At 53.4% G+C, this 16,645-nt stretch carries 14 protein-coding genes; 8 read left to right on the top strand and 6 right to left on the bottom strand.

The window, feature by feature from the left end:
* Positions 1-4: 4 nt before the first annotated feature.
* On the bottom strand, positions 5-490 hold the full coding sequence (gene rraA / locus WKJ03_RS11085; RefSeq protein ID WP_337842270.1) for a ribonuclease E activity regulator RraA: 486 nt from the start codon (positions 488-490) through the stop codon (positions 5-7).
* Positions 491-673: 183 nt separating this feature from the next.
* Here rraA and WKJ03_RS11080 point away from each other — a divergent pair, with 183 nt between their 5' ends.
* The 4 genes from WKJ03_RS11080 to WKJ03_RS11065 all read left to right on the top strand — a co-directional run bounded on the left by WKJ03_RS11080 (position 674) and on the right by WKJ03_RS11065 (position 5,938).
* Positions 674-2,668: a bifunctional diguanylate cyclase/phosphodiesterase gene (locus WKJ03_RS11080; protein ID WP_337842269.1), complete on the top strand. Its 1,995-nt coding sequence runs from the start codon at positions 674-676 to the stop codon at positions 2,666-2,668.
* A gap of 57 nt (positions 2,669-2,725) precedes the next feature.
* Positions 2,726-3,250, top strand: a complete 525-nt coding sequence (locus WKJ03_RS11075) for a phosphatase PAP2 family protein (RefSeq protein ID WP_337842268.1) — start codon at positions 2,726-2,728, stop codon at positions 3,248-3,250.
* A gap of 124 nt (positions 3,251-3,374) precedes the next feature.
* Positions 3,375-5,255, top strand: a complete 1,881-nt coding sequence (locus WKJ03_RS11070) for a methyl-accepting chemotaxis protein (RefSeq protein ID WP_337842267.1) — start codon at positions 3,375-3,377, stop codon at positions 5,253-5,255.
* A 2-nt stretch (positions 5,256-5,257) separates the two neighbouring features.
* A complete protein-coding gene (locus tag WKJ03_RS11065; RefSeq protein ID WP_337842266.1) occupies positions 5,258-5,938 on the top strand; it encodes a transporter substrate-binding domain-containing protein in 681 nt (226 codons plus the stop codon).
* Here the strand turns inward: WKJ03_RS11065 and WKJ03_RS11060 are convergent.
* From WKJ03_RS11060 to priA, 5 genes are all read right to left on the bottom strand, one after another.
* Positions 5,928-6,317 (bottom strand): DUF971 domain-containing protein, encoded by a 390-nt coding sequence (locus tag WKJ03_RS11060; RefSeq protein WP_337842265.1) that lies wholly within the window; start codon positions 6,315-6,317, stop codon positions 5,928-5,930. The genes WKJ03_RS11065 and WKJ03_RS11060 overlap by 11 nt on opposite strands.
* Entirely contained in the window at positions 6,317-7,648 is a 1,332-nt protein-coding gene (hslU, locus tag WKJ03_RS11055) for an HslU--HslV peptidase ATPase subunit (RefSeq protein ID WP_337842264.1), read from the bottom strand. The genes WKJ03_RS11060 and hslU overlap by 1 nt, the downstream gene beginning before the upstream one ends.
* An 11-nt stretch (positions 7,649-7,659) precedes the next feature.
* Positions 7,660-8,178, bottom strand: coding sequence for an ATP-dependent protease subunit HslV (gene hslV, locus WKJ03_RS11050; RefSeq protein WP_337842263.1), 519 nt, complete (start codon positions 8,176-8,178; stop codon positions 7,660-7,662).
* A 94-nt stretch (positions 8,179-8,272) separates the two neighbouring features.
* Positions 8,273-8,806, bottom strand: a complete 534-nt coding sequence (locus WKJ03_RS11045) for an SPOR domain-containing protein (RefSeq protein ID WP_337842262.1) — start codon at positions 8,804-8,806, stop codon at positions 8,273-8,275.
* A gap of 97 nt (positions 8,807-8,903) precedes the next feature.
* The gene (priA, locus tag WKJ03_RS11040) at positions 8,904-11,075 is read right to left on the bottom strand and encodes a primosomal protein N' (RefSeq protein WP_337842261.1); all 2,172 of its coding nucleotides are present in this window, start codon (positions 11,073-11,075) and stop codon (positions 8,904-8,906) included.
* A gap of 205 nt (positions 11,076-11,280) precedes the next feature.
* Between priA and rpmE the strand changes: the two genes are divergently transcribed.
* The 4 genes from rpmE to WKJ03_RS11020 all read left to right on the top strand — a co-directional run bounded on the left by rpmE (position 11,281) and on the right by WKJ03_RS11020 (position 16,606).
* A complete protein-coding gene (gene rpmE / locus WKJ03_RS11035; RefSeq protein ID WP_337842260.1) occupies positions 11,281-11,493 on the top strand; it encodes a 50S ribosomal protein L31 in 213 nt (70 codons plus the stop codon).
* Positions 11,494-12,173: 680 nt separating this feature from the next.
* Complete coding sequence (locus WKJ03_RS11030) at positions 12,174-12,491, top strand: hypothetical protein (protein WP_337842259.1); 318 nt, start codon at positions 12,174-12,176, stop codon at positions 12,489-12,491.
* Between the two features lie 458 nt (positions 12,492-12,949).
* The gene (locus WKJ03_RS11025; RefSeq protein ID WP_337842258.1) at positions 12,950-16,204 is read left to right on the top strand and encodes a winged helix-turn-helix domain-containing protein; all 3,255 of its coding nucleotides are present in this window, start codon (positions 12,950-12,952) and stop codon (positions 16,202-16,204) included.
* Positions 16,205-16,240: 36 nt separating this feature from the next.
* Positions 16,241-16,606, top strand: a complete 366-nt coding sequence (locus WKJ03_RS11020; RefSeq protein ID WP_337842257.1) for a DP-EP family protein — start codon at positions 16,241-16,243, stop codon at positions 16,604-16,606.
* The last annotated feature ends 39 nt before the right edge of the window (positions 16,607-16,645 follow it).

Here is a 16,645-nt window from a genome sequence, read left to right as displayed (position 1 = left end):
CTAACTATTCCAGATCCAGAGGTTCAGGGGACAGGATCACGCCTGTACCGTCAGCATACAGATGATCACCAGGCAAAAAGGTGACACCGGCAAAGTTAACCGGCACATCGGTTTCACCAAAGCCCTGATCGTCGGCGCCAACAGGAATGGCGTTTACTGCCTGAATACCAATATCAAAATCTTCCAGCGTATCGACATCGCGCACGCTGCCGTAACAGACAATACCTTCCCAGCCATTGCTGGCTGCCATTGAAGCCAGCTCGGCATCAATAAGCGCTCGACGGGCAGAGCCGCCGCCATCAATCAGCAGTACTTTGCCTACACCGGGTTCCGCCAGCATTTTGCGCACCAGGCCATTGTCTTCAAAACACTTCACGGTCAGGATCTGACCGCCAAAGGAACGACGTCCGCCATAGTTGGCAAAAATAGGTTCCACCACATCAATCATATCGGCGTACAAGTCGCATAACTCTGAGGTGTTGTATTCCATGACGGGCTCCGTTAGATAAGTCGTTGATCAAAAACAGAGTATAACTTTATCGCCGTTAAGCTCAAGCGGATTCTGGTTTTGCTCAGTATCTGTGCTTTCAGTCAGTCCTGCAGTTGTGATGCTGCGCAGGCGATGCTAAGGTGAAAATCCACATGCTGAATTTGTTGTGACAGGGCTGACTGGTTGAGCACTGAAATACTGGCGAGATTCCTGCTTTATTTAACCCAAATTGGCTTTGCCTGCGCTATGGCCGGTCTGCTCTGGCATTTCTATACCATCTATCAGCGGCATTACCTGAAATCCTGGGCCATTGCCTTTAGCTGTTTTGCTTTGTTTGTCAGCTCCATACTGAGTGGGGTTTACCTGGCTGCAGAGCAGGCTCCTGGCTGGCTGCGTGAACTGAACAGCTTTGTAAATCTGGGCTCTTGTTATGCCTTTGCCGTCTGGCTGCTGGTGGGAGTGCATGAAACGGTCACGGCGCAACGCATTTCCAGCCGCAGTGTCAATCAGCTGCTTGCCGGGCTGGCATTACTGGCCTTTATTTCGGTCTGGCCTGTGCAGTGGTGGGCTGTCACCCGTGAATGGTCGGCTTTTTTACAACTGAATCTGCGACTGCTGCTGATAGGGCTGGCGGTCACGGTGTCCGGCGCCTGGCTCTGGACTCTGAATAAACAGCAGTTGGCAGTACGTATTGTTGCCAGCGCCATGTTGCTCTGGGGCAGTCTGTTTTTACTGACCCCTCTGCTGCTGCAGCTGTTGCCTTCTGACAGCACCAATGTCAGTTTTGTCATTAAATACCTGGAGCTCTTTGTACAGATGGTGCTGAGCCTGGGGCTGGTGATTTGGTTGCAGCAGGACGAACGTCAGGCCAATCAACAACTGGCGGCGAAAACACAGTATCTGGACACCCATGATCCGCTGACCGGCGCATTAAACCGCGATGCACTGTTTCAACAACTCACCCCGTTACTGGCGGGGCAAAAGGCCTGCCTCTTGCTGATGATTGGGCTCGACAGTTTTAAAGTGGTGAATGAATCTGTCGGGTTAAAACAAGGGGACCGTATTCTGCGTGAAGTGACCAGGCGGCTGGAGTCGTCCGTGATTAAACCTGTGCTGGTGGCCCGCACCGGTGGCGATATTTTTGCTGTGGTGGTGCAGGATTGTGTGACAGACCGGCAAAAGCTGTTTGTGTTGCAACACCTGGAGCAGCTGATTGAAAAACCTTTTAGCTCTGAGCAGGGGTTAATCAAACTGACCGCCAGTGTCGGAGTGGCCGAAGCACCTCTTCACGGTGATGACGCTGAGCTATTGCTGCGTCGTGCCAATATTGCGTTTCACCACTGCAAACGCCTGCAGCAAAGTTGCAGTTTTTACCAGCCGGGGATGGAAGAAGAATCGGCCCGTTTGCTCAGCCTGGAAAAAGATCTGCTGCTTGCGCTGGAGCAGGACCAGTTTATCTTTTATTTCCAGCCGCAATGGGATTTGCGTGAAGGCCGTATCGAAGCCTTTGAAGCTCTGGTGCGCTGGAACCATCCGGAAAAAGGTCTGCTGATGCCGGGACAGTTTTTGCCTTTGGCAGAGCAGGTGGGGCTGGCACAGGCGCTGGATTTATTGTTGCTGGAAAAAGCGGTGGCCACACTGGCCGACTGGAAACGTCAGGGCATTGCAGTGCCATTGGCTGTGAATATGTCGCCAGTGCATTTTCAGCTGGAGGGTCTGAAAAAGCGGGTGCAGCAATTGCTACTGAGGTACCAGGTGTCACCGGCCATGCTGGAGCTGGAAATTACCGAAAATACCGCGATGAATGATATGGAAAAAGGCTCCAACTATGTGGCCGAATTGCAGCAGATGGGCATCCGGGTCTCAATTGACGATTTTGGCACCGGTTATTCCTCTTTGGGTTATTTGCGCAGGATGCCGATCGACAAAATTAAAATCGACCGCAGTTTTGTTATCGAAATGGCGACCAATGATTCCGATATGATGATTATCAAAACCATGGTGACGCTGGCCCATGGCCTGGGCAAACGCATTCTGGCTGAAGGAGTGGAACACCAGTCTCAGCTGGACGTACTGCGGGCTTTGTCTTGTGACGCCATGCAGGGTTATCTGCTGGCTAAACCTTTGCCTGAACAGGACGCATTGGATTTACTGAAGCGGGACAATTTGTTGTCATAGTATTGTCACTCAAGCGTCTTAAGCTGGCCACAGCTTCAGCAAAGTGGCGGGTGAGTTATGTGGCTTGAGCGTGTCCGTCTTTGGGATCAAAAATACTTTCATTGGGTGTTCAGCCGCAGCCAGCGCCAGTCGGTACACAAATTCAGCTTCTGGTGCTCGAAAACCGGCGATGGCCCATTTTATCTGCTGCTGTTATCCGGTTTCTGGCTGGCTGATGCCTTTCATGCTTCGGCTCTGACTGAGCTGCTATTGCTGAGTTTTGCTATTGAATTACCACTGTATTTTCTGCTGAAAAACTCCATTCGCCGTCAGCGGCCGTATCAACGGCTGGCGGAAGGTATTCAGGCGCATATTGAAGCCTCAGATAAATTCAGCCTGCCGTCCGGTCATACAGCGGCTGCCTTTGTGATGGCTTGTGCTATCAGTCTGTATTACCCCTTGTGGAGTGGCATGTTGTTTGGCTGGGCCTGCCTGATTGGCTTATCCCGTATTTTGTTGGGGGTGCATTTTCCGCTGGATATTCTGGCAGGTGCCTTGCTGGGCAGTGGCAGTTGCCTGATTGCAGTGCAGTTACTGCAGTAAAAGGCAAAAGCCTCGCAGGCTTGTGCCATTTTTTTCATTTCCTACCGGTTTGCTGTCTGCTTTACTGAAATTCCTCTCTATAATCAAAGTATTTGGCGCCGCGACTTAGCCGGAGTGAAGTACCATGTTTGCATTACGTCAATTGAGTATTCGTCAGCGTTTATTACTGAATGCATGGATTGTTGGCCTGGCCATGCTTGTGATGCTGGCGTTGCTGTTGTTCCAGGGGCAAAAACTGACTCAACTGGCGCAGCTGCGGCTGGAAGTGGAGCAGCTGCAGTTGTCGGTGTTACAGCTGCGGCGTTACGAAAAGGATTTTCTGCTGAGGTCTGAGCTGGAGTATCAACAAAAATTTAATCAGCAGGCAGATTCGCTGGCGAAAAGCGGGCAGCAGCTTGAGCTGGATATGCAGGATTTGGGGCTGGATACTGCGGCACTGCAACAGTTTTTACAACTAACAGGTAACTACCGTCAGTTGTTTAATCAACTGGTGACGGTGTCAGAGCAGGTGGGGCTGGACCCGCAGTCCGGTTTGTATGGCGCTTTGCGCAAAAATGCCCATGAACTGGAACAGGCGTTTGCCAGCACCCAGGACTTTGAACTCAGTACGCAGTTGCTGCAGCTGCGCCGTGCGGAAAAAGATTTTATGCTGCGGCTGGATCTCAAGTACCTGCAGACTTTTCAGCAGGGCCTGAACCAGTTTACCGGCTTGTTGCAGCAGAAAATCACTGATCCGGCTCAGGCTGGCAGTCTGATCACGAAAGCCCAATCCTATGGAGCGGCTTTTGAGCAACTGGTGCAAGGGGAGCAGCAGATTGGTCTGGCACATGATCAGGGCCTGATGGGGCAGATGCGTCAGGCGATTCATCAGACCGAACAAAGTCTGGAACAAATGTCTGTTCTGTCATCCGCCGCCGTGGATGGTGCCACCAAAGCCAGCAAAACGCTGGCCATCAGCCTGTTTGTTTTGGTACTGCTGGCGGTGATCAGTCTGGTGCTGCTAACCAGCCGCAGTATTCTGAAACCTATAGAAAAAGTCTGTGCCACTATAGGGCTGGTGCGCAAAGACAACGACTTCCGCCTGCGTATTGACGAAGAAGGTCAGGATGAAATGACCGGGCTGGCGCGGGATGTCAACCAGATGTTGTCCGATGTGCAGGATTTGGTCCGCAGTGTCAATCAGGCACTGAGCATGCTGGATCAGGCCACAGCTGAACTGGCGCAATCCACTGCAGACACCAGCAAAGGCATGTCGCAGCAGCAACTGGAAAGCGATATGGTGGCGACCGCTGTGACGGAAATGGGCGCCACAGTCAACGAAATTGCACAGAACACCGAACAGACGGCACAAAAAGCCCAGGACACCAACCAGAACGCACAGCAGGGCCTGAACGCCGTGGAACAGACGGTGAGCCGCATTCAGCAGCTGGCGCAGCAACTGCAGCAGGCATCGACTGTGTTGAATGAGCTGGAGCGTGACAGCGTGACCATTGGTCAGGTACTGGATGTGATCCGTGGTATTGCGGAGCAAACGAATTTGCTGGCGTTAAATGCAGCAATAGAAGCCGCCCGCGCTGGCGAACAAGGTCGGGGTTTTGCGGTGGTGGCCGACGAAGTACGCTCATTGGCGATGCGCACTCAGGAATCGACCGGCCAGATTGAACAGATTATTTCGGGCCTGCAGCAACGCACAGGGAACATAGTGCAAGTGATGCAACGTTGCCAGCAGCAGGGCAAAGAAAGCGCAGAACAGGCGGGTACCACTATCTCGTTACTGCGTCAGATCACCGGCGATGTAGGTCTGATTATGGATATGACCAGCCAGATAGCCACTGCAGTGGAGGAGCAAAGCCTGGTCGCCGCCGACGTCAATAAAAATGTGGTGCGCATTCGCGATATCTCCGAACATTCGCTGGTGCTGGCGCAACAAAATGCGCAAACCAGCGAAGAAGTGGCCAGCCAGGCCAGCATGTTGCATCACACAGTCGACCGCTTTAAAGCCTGACCATGAAACGGCGTGCTGCTTTGCTGCTGGGGGCATGTGGTCTGTGGGTGCAGGCCGCCGATTTTATTGCGGTCACCGAGTCCATGCAGGAGCAAGATGGTGTTCTGAGCGGCGAAAATGTTGACAGAGTGCGTGCTGTGCTGAAACAAGCCGGTTTATCAGCTGAGTTTCGTCTTTATCCCTGGGCCAGGGCCTACAACATGGCGCAGCGTCATTCCAAAGTGCTGATTTTTGCCCTGGCAAGAACGCCGGCCCGTGAAGCCAAATTCCATTGGATAGGCAAACTGGTTGAGTTCAGGTTGGGGTTGGTGCGGCTGAAACAACGGGGAAGCCCGTTGAATAGTCTGGCGCAGCTGAAACACAGAACCATTGCGGTACAACGGGATGATTCGGCCTATCAGTGGTTAGTCCAGGCAGGGTTTGCTGAAGGCAAGCAGCTGATGGTGGCGGCCAACTCCGAACAAAGCTGGTGGTTGCTGGCCAATGGCAAAGTAGATTACGTCTTGGAGAACCCGTTGTTTTTGCCGGAAATTGAACGGCGCAACCAACTGCCACCCGGCAGCCTGGTGTTTGACTGGGCTATTCCTGAGTTGTCAGCCAGCGCTTATCTGGCGGCCAGCCTGAGCACGCCACCCGACCTGGTGCAACGGCTGCAACAGGCTTACGGGCAACTTAAGGAATAAATCTCACTGCTATCTGGTCGTCTCTGCTGCCGTTGGCCTGTTTCACCTGTGCCAGGTACTGCTGCCACAATGGCTGTTGTTGTTCGGCCAGTTCACGCAAATACACCCAGCTGTACAAGCCGGTATAGTGGCCGTCATCAAACACCAGTTTCACCGCGTAATGCCCCACAGGCACAATCGACTGAATGCCCACCTGTTTTTTATGCAGCACCAGTGTGGCCTGACCATGGCCACGCACTTCTGCTGAAGGCGAAAACACCCGCAGCAATTCGGCCGGCAAGGAAAACTGCTGGCCGTCACTGAACTGCAGGTCCAGTGTTTTGCTTTGGCGGTGGTAATGCAGCCGGGTCACGACTGCATGCGCAGGTGCCTGGCTCATTACAGAATAAAGCGGCTTAAGTCTTCATCTTGCACCAGGCTGTCCAGGTGACTTTCGACATAAGCGGCATCTATAGTGATCTGCTGGCCCTGATGGTCGGCGGCGTCAAAGGAAATATCCTCCAGCAAACGTTCCATCACTGTGTAGAGGCGACGGGCACCAATGTTTTCCAGCCGCTCATTCACCTGCCAGGCGGCATTGGCAATACGGGAAATACCGTCTTTGGTGAACTGAATATTCACTCCTTCGGTGGCCAGCATCGCTATGCTCTGCTCGGTTAAGGACGCTTTGGGTTCAGTCAGAATACGCTCGAAATCGGCGGCGCTCAGCGCTTCCAGCTCGACCCGGATCGGCAAGCGGCCTTGCAGTTCAGGCACTAAATCCGATGGTTTCGCCAGTTGGAAAGCCCCAGAGGCAATAAACAGAATATGGTCGGTTTTGACCATGCCGTGTTTGGTGTTGACGGTGCAGCCCTCGATTAACGGCAGCAAATCGCGCTGCACCCCTTCACGGGACACGTCCGGACCACTGGTTTCGCCGCGTTTGCAGATCTTGTCAATTTCATCAATAAAGACGATGCCGTTTTGCTCCACCGCATCCAGAGCTTTCAGTTTCAGCTCTTCCGGGTTGACCAGGCGGGCGGCTTCTTCTTCCACCAGTTGTTTAAAGGCGTCTTTGATTTTTAGTTTGCGGCTTTTCTTTTTATCACTGCCCAGGTTCTGGAACATCGACTGCAGCTGAGCTGTCATTTCTTCCATGCCCGGCGGCGCCATAATTTCTACACCCATTTGTGGGGCGGCCAGGTCGATTTCAATTTCTTTGTCGTCCAGCTGGCCTTCGCGCAGCTTTTTACGGAATACCTGACGGGTGGAATTGTCGCTGTCAGACTGCTGCACCTGACCCCAGCTGTCGCGGGCTGGTGGCAGTAGTACATCCAGAATACGTTCTTCGGCCGCTTCTTCAGCGCGAAACTTGTTTTTTGCCACTTCCTGCTCACGGAACATTTTCACCGCGCTGTCGGTCAGGTCGCGGATAATACTTTCCACTTCTTTACCGACATACCCCACTTCGGTGAATTTGGTGGCTTCCACTTTAATAAAAGGTGCGTTGGCCAGTTTGGCCAGGCGGCGGGCAATTTCAGTTTTGCCCACCCCAGTCGGGCCAATCATCAGAATGTTTTTTGGGGTTACTTCCTGGCGCAAGGCCGGGTCCAGCTGCATCCGGCGCCAGCGGTTCCGCAGCGCAATGGCCACAGCGCGTTTGGCTTTGCTCTGACCAATAATATGGCGGTCCAGTTCGTGCACTATTTCACGGGGTGTCATATCAGACATAAGGCAGTCTCTTACAATTCTTCGATGGTCTGGTGATGGTTGGTGAACACACAAATATCACCGGCTATGGTCAGGCTCTTTTCGACAATGTCGCGTGCTGACAATTCAGTATTCTGCAGCAGCGCTGTGGCGCTGGCCTGGGCATAAGGGCCGCCGCTGCCAATGGCAATCAGGTCATGCTCGGGTTGGATCACATCGCCATTGCCGGTAATGATCAGCGAGCAATTGGCATCAGCCACTGCCAGCAAAGCTTCCAGCCGGCGCAGCGCCCGGTCCGTGCGCCAGTCTTTCGCCAGCTCGACGGCCGCACGCATCAGATGGCCCTGGTGCATCTCCAGTTTGGCTTCAAAACGTTCAAATAAGGTAAAAGCATCGGCGGTGCCGCCGGCAAAACCTGCCAGCACTTTGCCATGGTACAAACGGCGCACTTTACGGGCATTGCCTTTCATCACAGTGTTGCCCAGTGACACCTGGCCATCACCGCCCAAGGCCACGTGGCCGTTGCGACGTACAGAAACAATAGTGGTCATGATAAATCCGGTAAGGACAGAAACATGCTGATGAAGTGGGGCAGTGGCGGCCGCTTTTCAAGGTTGCGGCCGTTTTTATAACTGAGCTTGCCGCTTAAATGGCCGCTATCCGGCAATCTGCTACTTTTTGCCGGTTCAGCCGGCTTTTTTCGCTTTCGGCCTGCCTTTTACTGGCATAAGGCCCTAAAGTGACCCGAAAGAATACGCCGTTTTTGCCTTCAATACGCCGTACTGTTGAGGCATAACCGGCAAAGGCAATTTTGGCTTTGAGCTGCTCGGCAGTTTCTTCTACCCGGTACACCCCACAGTACATTTCAAAGGGGCCTTTGTTTTCCAGCTCTTCCACTTTCACCTGAATTTCTTTGTTTTCCAGCTCTTTAATGTACTGGTACGGCTCAGCTTTTGGCTTAGGTGGCAGCTCTTTTTGTGGCGTAATGGCCGCTCTTTTCGCCGGTTCAGAGATGGCGACAGGTTCGCGGGTACTTAAATGGTATAAAAACCAGGCGAACGCCAGCAGCAGCACGGCCGCCAGCACCATCAAAGGCCAGGGGTAGGTTTTTGGCGGTGGTGCAGTTTTCTTCGGGCGGGGCTTGGCCCGGCCAGCTTTGACATAATCGCGTTGAGGCATAACAACTACTAAAACAACCTAAAAAAGGCATTCTACTGAAGTTTTATGAAAAAGACAGGGTTGGGGTCAGAGTACTACTCTGACCCCAACTTGCAGGTTAGCTTAAATCCAGCGGGTCCACATCCAGCTGCCATTTCAGTTTGCGGCTTAGCGGCCAGTCTTTTACGGTTGCGACGGCCTGCGCTAAGGCCTGGTGCAGCACCTTGCGGTCTTTGCAAAACAGCTGCAGCTGCCAGCGGTATTTACCGGCTTTGCGCTCCATAGGGCAGGCCAGCGGGCCGAGCAGTTGCAGTGTTGGATAAGCGCCCAGCAATTGGGTCAGTTGCTGCAGCCATTGCTGGCACAGCTCCAGTTGCAGTGCTTCGGTGCGAAACAGCGCCAGGTGCATATAAGGCGGCAGCTGGGTGTACTGCCGCTCCAGCAAGGCACTGCGGGCAAAAGAGGCATAGCCGTTTTGAATCACGTCCTGCAGCAGCGCATGGCCTGGGTAATGGGTTTGCAGCAATACTGTGCCAGGCTCAGAGCCACGGCCAGAGCGGCCAGCCACCTGGGTCAGCAGCTGGGCCAGTTGCTCAGGGGCACGAAAATCACTGCTGTACAAGGCGCCATCGACATCGACAATGACTGCCAGTGCTACATTGGGGAAATGGTGGCCTTTGGCCAGCATCTGAGTGCCGACAATCAGCTGCGGCTCGCCCTGATGAATTTGCTGCAATGCCTGGTCCAGGCTGCCTTTACGTCGGGTCGAGTCGCGGTCCAGCCGGGTAATGGGTACCTTTGGGAACAACACTTGTAGCTGCTCTTCCAGTTGCTCTGTGCCCTGGCCGACTGTTGATAGCTGAGTGCTGCCACAGCCACCACACTGGCGTGGTACCGCTTTGATGCTGCCGCAGTGGTGACACACCAGCTGGCGGCTTTGTTTGTGGTAGGTCATAAAAGCACTGCAGCGCTGGCATTCGGTCAGCCAGCCACACTCATGGCAAATCAGCGCCGGGGCAAAACCACGGCGGTTTAAAAACAGCAGCACCTGACGGCCTTTGTCCAGGTTTTGCTGAATACGCTGACGGGTGAGGCCAGCCAGGCCTGCCTGCATCACCTGCTGTTTTAAGTCCACCAGTTCCACTTTGGGCACTGCATGGCCGGTCGCCCGTTCTGGCAATGGCAGCGGGAAAAACCGGCCGGCCTGCACATTGGCCAGGCTTTCCAGGCTGGGCGTGGCTGAGCCTAACAATACTGGCAGCTTGAGTAAGGCCGCACGTTTAATCGCCAGGTCGCGGGCGTGGTAACGAAAGCCGTCCTGCTGCTTAAAGGAGGCGTCATGTTCTTCGTCCAGAATCAGCAGCTGCAGCGTTAAAAAGGGCAAAAACAGCGCAGAGCGGGTGCCGATCAGAATGGCCAAATCGCCTGTCTGGCAACGTTGCCAGACGGTAAAACGCTCCAGGTCGGTCATATTGGAATGCCAGACCCCAACAGGCACGCCAAAGCGTTGTTCAAAACGTGCCAGTGTTTGTGGCGTCAGGCCAATTTCTGGCACCAACACCAGCACCTGACCGCCTGCGGCAACCACAGGGCTGATGCTTTGCAGGTAAACTTCGGTTTTGCCCGAGCCTGTGACACCATCGAGTAAAAAAGTGGCAAACTGGCCCAGGCTTTGGGTGACCCGGCTGACCGCCAGCGCCTGCGCCGGGTTCAGCGGCAGTGCTTTTTGTGTTTCAGGCTGGGGTGTATAAGGCCCATAAGGCACCTCAACCGCTTCGGCGTACTGCAGCTCTAAAAAGTAATTCAGCTCACTGCGGCTGAACTGGCCACTCAGGGCTTGCTGTTCTGGCGCCGTTTTCAGCAACTGCCACAAGGCCAGACGTTTGGGAGCGCGTTTAAATTGCTGTTCGTCCAGTGCCTGCCCGGCTTCGGTGAGCTGGTAACGCACAGTGCGGATGGGGTCGGCATTTTTGCCTTCACGCAGCAGAGCGGGCAAGGCGCTGGTCAGCACTTCGCCCAAGGGGTGGTGGTAATAATCGGCGGCAAAAGACAATAACTGGCGTAAATCGGCCGCCAGCACCGGGGCTTTGTCCAGTACCTTCAGCACGGTTTTTAATTGTTCGGCAGGGTAATGGTCGGCCGGCTGCAATTGCCAGACAATACCAATAAGTTCGCGGTTGCCAAAAGGCACCTGCACCCGACAGCCCGGACTGACAGATTCGGACTCTGGTAACAGATAATCAAAATGCTGACGCAGCGGCAGCGGTAAGGCCACCCTAAGCACAATCACAACAGTTTTCCCGCCTAAAAACAGGTGTTTAGTCTACTGAGGCCGCGTCCTGAACGCCATCGAAAATAAATGCCGGACGGCGTTGTTTTTTAGGTTGAAACTTCAGCAGCTATCCATTAAGCTACGCGCCCTAAATTCACTGTAATACGTATGGTGTCTGACACATGGGTGATCAGATAGCGATACGGCCTAACGAGGTAACGCCATGAAACCAGGTATCCACCCGGAATACAAAGAAATCACTGCAACCTGTACTTGCGGTAACAGCTTCAAAACGCACTCAGCACTGTGCAAAGACATCCACTTGGACGTTTGCTCAGCTTGCCACCCGTTCTACACTGGTAAGCAGAAAGTGGCTGACGTGGGTGGTCGTGTTGACCGCTTCAAAAAACGCTTCAGCGTTCTGGGTGCCCGTTAATACTGGCGACCGAAATAAAAAAAGCACCGCAAGGTGCTTTTTTTATGTCTGCCTTCCATGGCAGACACCCTACGGGCCAGCGCTTCGCACTGTTAAAAATCGTTCCTGACGATTTTTTATGTCTGCCGTCCATGTCTGACACCCTACGGGCCAACGCGTTGCGTTGTTAAAAATCGTTCCTGACGATTTTTTATGTCTGCCGTCCATGTCTGACACCCTACGGGCCAACGCGTTGCGTTGTTAAAAATCGTTCCTGACGATTTTTTATTTGTGCCATCCATGGCACCAACCCTGCGGGCGGGTCAAGACCCGCCCCTACAACCAGAATTTGAAATCTCAGCATCCAGAAACGTAGGGGCGTAGCTTGCTGCGCCCGTTTAAGATCATCCCCTACAACCGGCATTTGAAACCACCGCACCCAGAGACGTAGGGGCGTAGCTTGCTGCGCCCGTTCAAGACCATCCCCTACAACCGGCATTCGAAACCTCAGAACCCGGAGACGTAGGGGCGTAGCTTGCTGCGCCCGTTCAGGACCATCAGCAGCGCCGCCACTTTGCCTGCTGCTGTGAATCATCTGTTAAAAAACTGCTTGAAAATCAATAAGGCAACCAGTAGTTTGAGCCTTAATTAATTTAGGGACAAAACTGCGGCTGCATTGCCAGCCGGAACAAGGAGTTGTTATGAATGTGCTTTTGATTGTTCTGCTGATCAGCCTTAGCACCGCTCTGGTGGTTGCTGGTCTTGGTTATCTGGTGGGGGTGAAACGTCAGCATCAGTTGATCAACGGCGTTGATTTCTCCAGCCTGACTGACGTGAATGAATTTGGCCGCATTTTTGGGCACAGCATGATGCTCTCCGGCCTGTTGATGGCGCTTTCAGGCCTGTTGGCTTATTACCAGCTGATAAGTTTAATCGGCTACCTGCTGCTGTTTATGCCGGTGTCGTTGCTGCCAATTTGCGGTTTTATCTACGCCAAAAACAAATACACAGCCGCCTGAGCCGGGCAGCTGCCTCACCGCGGGCGGGTCAAGATCAGCCCCTACAACCTGCATTCGACACCTCAGCATTCAGAGACAAAGATGTTGCGGCGTAGTTTGCTGCGCCCGAACCGGGCGGACGCCCGCGGGCGGGTCAAGACCCGCCCCTACAACCCACATTCGAAATCTCAGCATTCAGAGACAAAGATGTTGCGGCGTAGTTTGCTGCGCTCGAACCGGACGCCCGCGGGCGGGTCAAGACCCGCCCCTACAACCCACATTCGACACCTCAGCACCCAGAAACGTAGGGGCGTAGCTTGCTGCGCCCGTGACGACGCGAATTTGTTCGCCAAAATGTTCATTTTTGCCGAATTTTTTGATCTAAATTGAAATATTCATGAAATCTTTACCATTTTAGCTACTGTGTTCTGCGGCCCAGTCCGATATAGTAAAAACAGAACAGCAATAATAATGACGGTATGGATACAACTTTTTTCTTTGGTGATTGGCAGGTAGACCCCAAAGCCAACACAATCCGCTTCGGTAAACAGCAAATCCCACTTGAGCCTAAGGCTATGGATGTGCTGGTTTTTTTGTGCCGTCATGCGGGCGAGGTGTTAAGCGCTGACCAAATTAGCCAAGAGTGCTGGCCTGAGGTTACAGGCGACAACCCGCTGCATAAAACCATTACCGCCTTGCGTAAAGCGCTGGGCGACAGCGCCACCAATTCTGTCTATATCGAAACCATCCGCAAACGGGGTTACCGCACCCTGGCACCGGTGCGTTTTCCTGTCGGCCAGTTGCAGTTGGTCGAATCGACCCCCTGGCAAAAAGGCTCGCCTTTCCCTGGCCTACAGGCCTTTGACGCCAGCCAGGCCCAGGTGTTTTTTGGCCGCGGCAAAGCCATAGACGCCCTGCTGCAGGCCATTGCCCGTCAGGTGAATTTAGGCCGGGCTTTTTGCCTGGTGCTTGGCCCCAGCGGCAGCGGGAAATCCTCCTTAGTGCAGGCCGGTGTTTTGCCCAATTTGCAGCAAGAAACTGGCTACAACGGCGTGCGGGTGCTGTCGGCCAGCGGCCTGGATTTAGCCGACGTGGCACCGGGCCTTTTATTTACCGAACTGGCCAGCGCCATGCTGGACTGGGAGCTGGACGACAAACCTGTGTTTGTCGGTGAAAGTGCCGACAGCCTGGCGGAAAAGCTGCAGTTTTCATCCGAGCAGCTGCTGTTTCGTTGTCGGGCAGCGCTGAAACCCTACCAGCAGCATAAATGCCGGCTGGCACTCTTTATTGATCGGCTGGAAGTGCTGTTGGCGTCGCCACAATTTAGCCCCGACGAGCGGCAGTTATTCGTCGAGCTGCTGGACCAGCTGGCCCAAAGCGGCGCCGTGCTGGTGCTAAGCGCCTGTCGCAACGAATTTTACCCCCAGCTGGCAACCTACCCGGCGCTGATGGCCGACAAACAGCGCGGCGCGCATTTTGACTTAGAGCCCCCCAGCAAGCTGGAACTGCAGCAAATGATCCGCCTGCCTGCGCTGGCGGCCGGGCTTAGCTGGCAAACCGACGCCATCAGCGGTATTGCGCTGGACGAACAGCTCTGTAACGAAGCCGCCGACAACCCGGACGGCCTGCCGATGCTGCAGTACCTGCTGCAGCAGCTGTATTTAAAACGCAGCGACAGCAACAGCCTGCTGTGGGACGTGTACGAGCAGCTGGGTGGTATTGAAGGGGCGATAGGCCAAACCGCCGAACAGGTGCTGTGCCAGCTAAGCGCTGAGCAGCAAGCGGCCTTACCCACTGTGTTATCGCTGCTGGTCACCTTACGTGACGACGAGCAGGTGGTGACCAGCCGCAGCGCGCCCTGGTCTGCACTGCAGCGCCCGGAACAACAACAACTGGTGCAGGCCTTGGTAGAACAGCGGCTGCTGGTGTCGCACCTGGACGAAACCAGCCCCAGCTTCAGCATTGCGCACGAAGCCTTGCTGCGGCGCTGGCCCCGCGCCAGCGACTGGATAGCTGCGCATTATCAGGCGTTGGCAATCAAAAGCCGGTTGCAGCAACAAAGCCGGCGCTGGCAACAAGAGCAGCAACAGAGCGCTTATTTGCTGAGTGAGGGCAAACCCCTGCAAGAAGCTCAGTGGGTGCAGGCACAAGGCACAGTGCTGCTGGAACCAGTGATCGATCGCTATATTCAGGCTTCTGTCCGCAAGGCCAGCACCAAACGTTGGGCCAAACGCGGCATTATGCTGGTGCTGACCTTATTGACCATGGTGGCACTGCTGATGAGTGTACGCAGTGTGCAGGCAGAAAAAGACGCCCAGCAAAAGCGGCTGGCTGCCGAAAACCTGGTGGGTTTTATGGTGGGCGGTTTTGCCGACAAACTGCGGCAAATAGGCCGCATGGATTTACTCGACGGCATTAGCAACAAAGCCCTGCAGTATTTTACCGACTTTACCAGCGCAGGCTCGGGCCAGTATTTAAGCCTGGAATCACGCCTGCTGCACGGCCAAACGCTGGAAGCCATGGGCGAAGTGGCCTATTCCCGCGGTAAAACTGACGAAGCCACAACCGCCTTATTGGCAGCGCGTGAGCAACTGACCGCTGTATTAAAAATGCAGCCGGATAACCTGCCGTTACTGAAAACCCTGGGGGCCAATGCCTTTTGGTTGGGCCAAATGCCTTATGACGACAAAGACTGGGCTGGAGCCGCTGCACACTGGCAGCAATACCAGGACTACAGTGAACGTATGTATCAACTGGCGCCTGACAATTTTGATGCGGTGATGGAGCTGTCTTACGCCACCAATTCATTAGGTTCAGTGGCGATGAAACAGCAGCAGTTTGATCTGGCTGTGGCTAATTTTCAGCAATCATTGGAGTTAAAACTAAAAGCGCAACAGTTATCGGCTGATGGCAACTCTTTACTAGGGGATATTGCAGATACTCGCTCTTGGTTGGCCAGCGCAGCGCTGGCCAAAGGAGACTTAAATGCAGCGGTTTCCGCACACTTGCAGGTACAGACAGAATTTGATAATCGTCCGCAGAATGCACCTTTAGATCTTTATTTGCTTGAGCGCGTGGCTAGCAGTCAAGAGCAGCTCGCGTTAATTGAAGAGTTAAGAGGGTTAAATAAGCAGGCTTATCAGCTGGTATTAAATGCTTATCAGCTGACAGAGAAAAACCTGCAGCAGGACCCCAGTAATAAAGTTTGGCAGCGGGACTTGTTCAGATTCAAATTGCAGTTGCTCAGACTGAGCACCAAATTGGGATTTACCCAGCAAGACTGGAGTTATGCAGATTTAAATTTATGGGTTGAAGCCAACTATAAAGATCTCACGGCTTCAGCTCCTCTACGTTGGTTAGCTAGATTGAAACTAGAAAAAAGCCGCAAGTTTATTAATGAAAAAAACTACATGCAGGCATTAAATGAAGCACAACAAGCCATTGATTTGTTTGGTTCACTTGTTAATGGCTCCGAATCTGGTGTGACATCAGTGCGGTATTTTGCTGATGCTCTTTTACAAAAAGCTTTAACTCAGCGAGCGCTACAGCAACCGACATTGACAGACACTTGCCGACAAGGGAAAGAGTTGCTGGCTCCCGTGGTTGTAGTAAATAAATCCCCCGAATATTTATACCCTTATGCCCGTTTTTTAAGTTGTCTTGGCGAGCTTAGTGCTAACTCTGCCGTGGTGCAGTTAGTGAATCAGCAAGGCTTGGCCGATGTGGAATTTTAACCCTGAGTTTTTTCATCAACCTAAGGAAACCAAACGATGACATCCTATGTAACAGGTGCGTTAATTGAAGTAACAGTACAACTAAATGCTGCCAATGAACCGGTATTTGGTTATACCCAAAATGGTGAGCCAACAGACGGCAATGTGGTGGTAGCTGTTGGCCAGAATATTGTGTATCAGCTGAAATCTGCCGGTTATAGCTTTGTCGGTGCTGGTTTTTTAACGCCAAACGACGGCATTATTGATGAGATGGAAGTGTCGGCTGACGGCAATCAGTTAACGCTGGTCGATACTGACGCAACCCCAGGCACTACCAAGTTCCAGTTGGTATTAAAAAATGCGCAAAATTCATTGTTTGTTATCAGCCCCGATCCGCAAGTAGTGAATAAAGGCGAAGAGTAGTCATCCTGCTAATTTTCGTAAAACCCGGCTTTATGCCGG

Origin of the sequence: Rheinheimera sp. (genome assembly GCF_037442525.1) — a bacterium.
Classification (GTDB): Bacteria; Pseudomonadota; Gammaproteobacteria; order Enterobacterales; family Alteromonadaceae; genus Pararheinheimera.
Note: the sequence above shows the minus strand (reverse complement) of the source record. Positions and strands in the feature narration are given on the sequence as shown.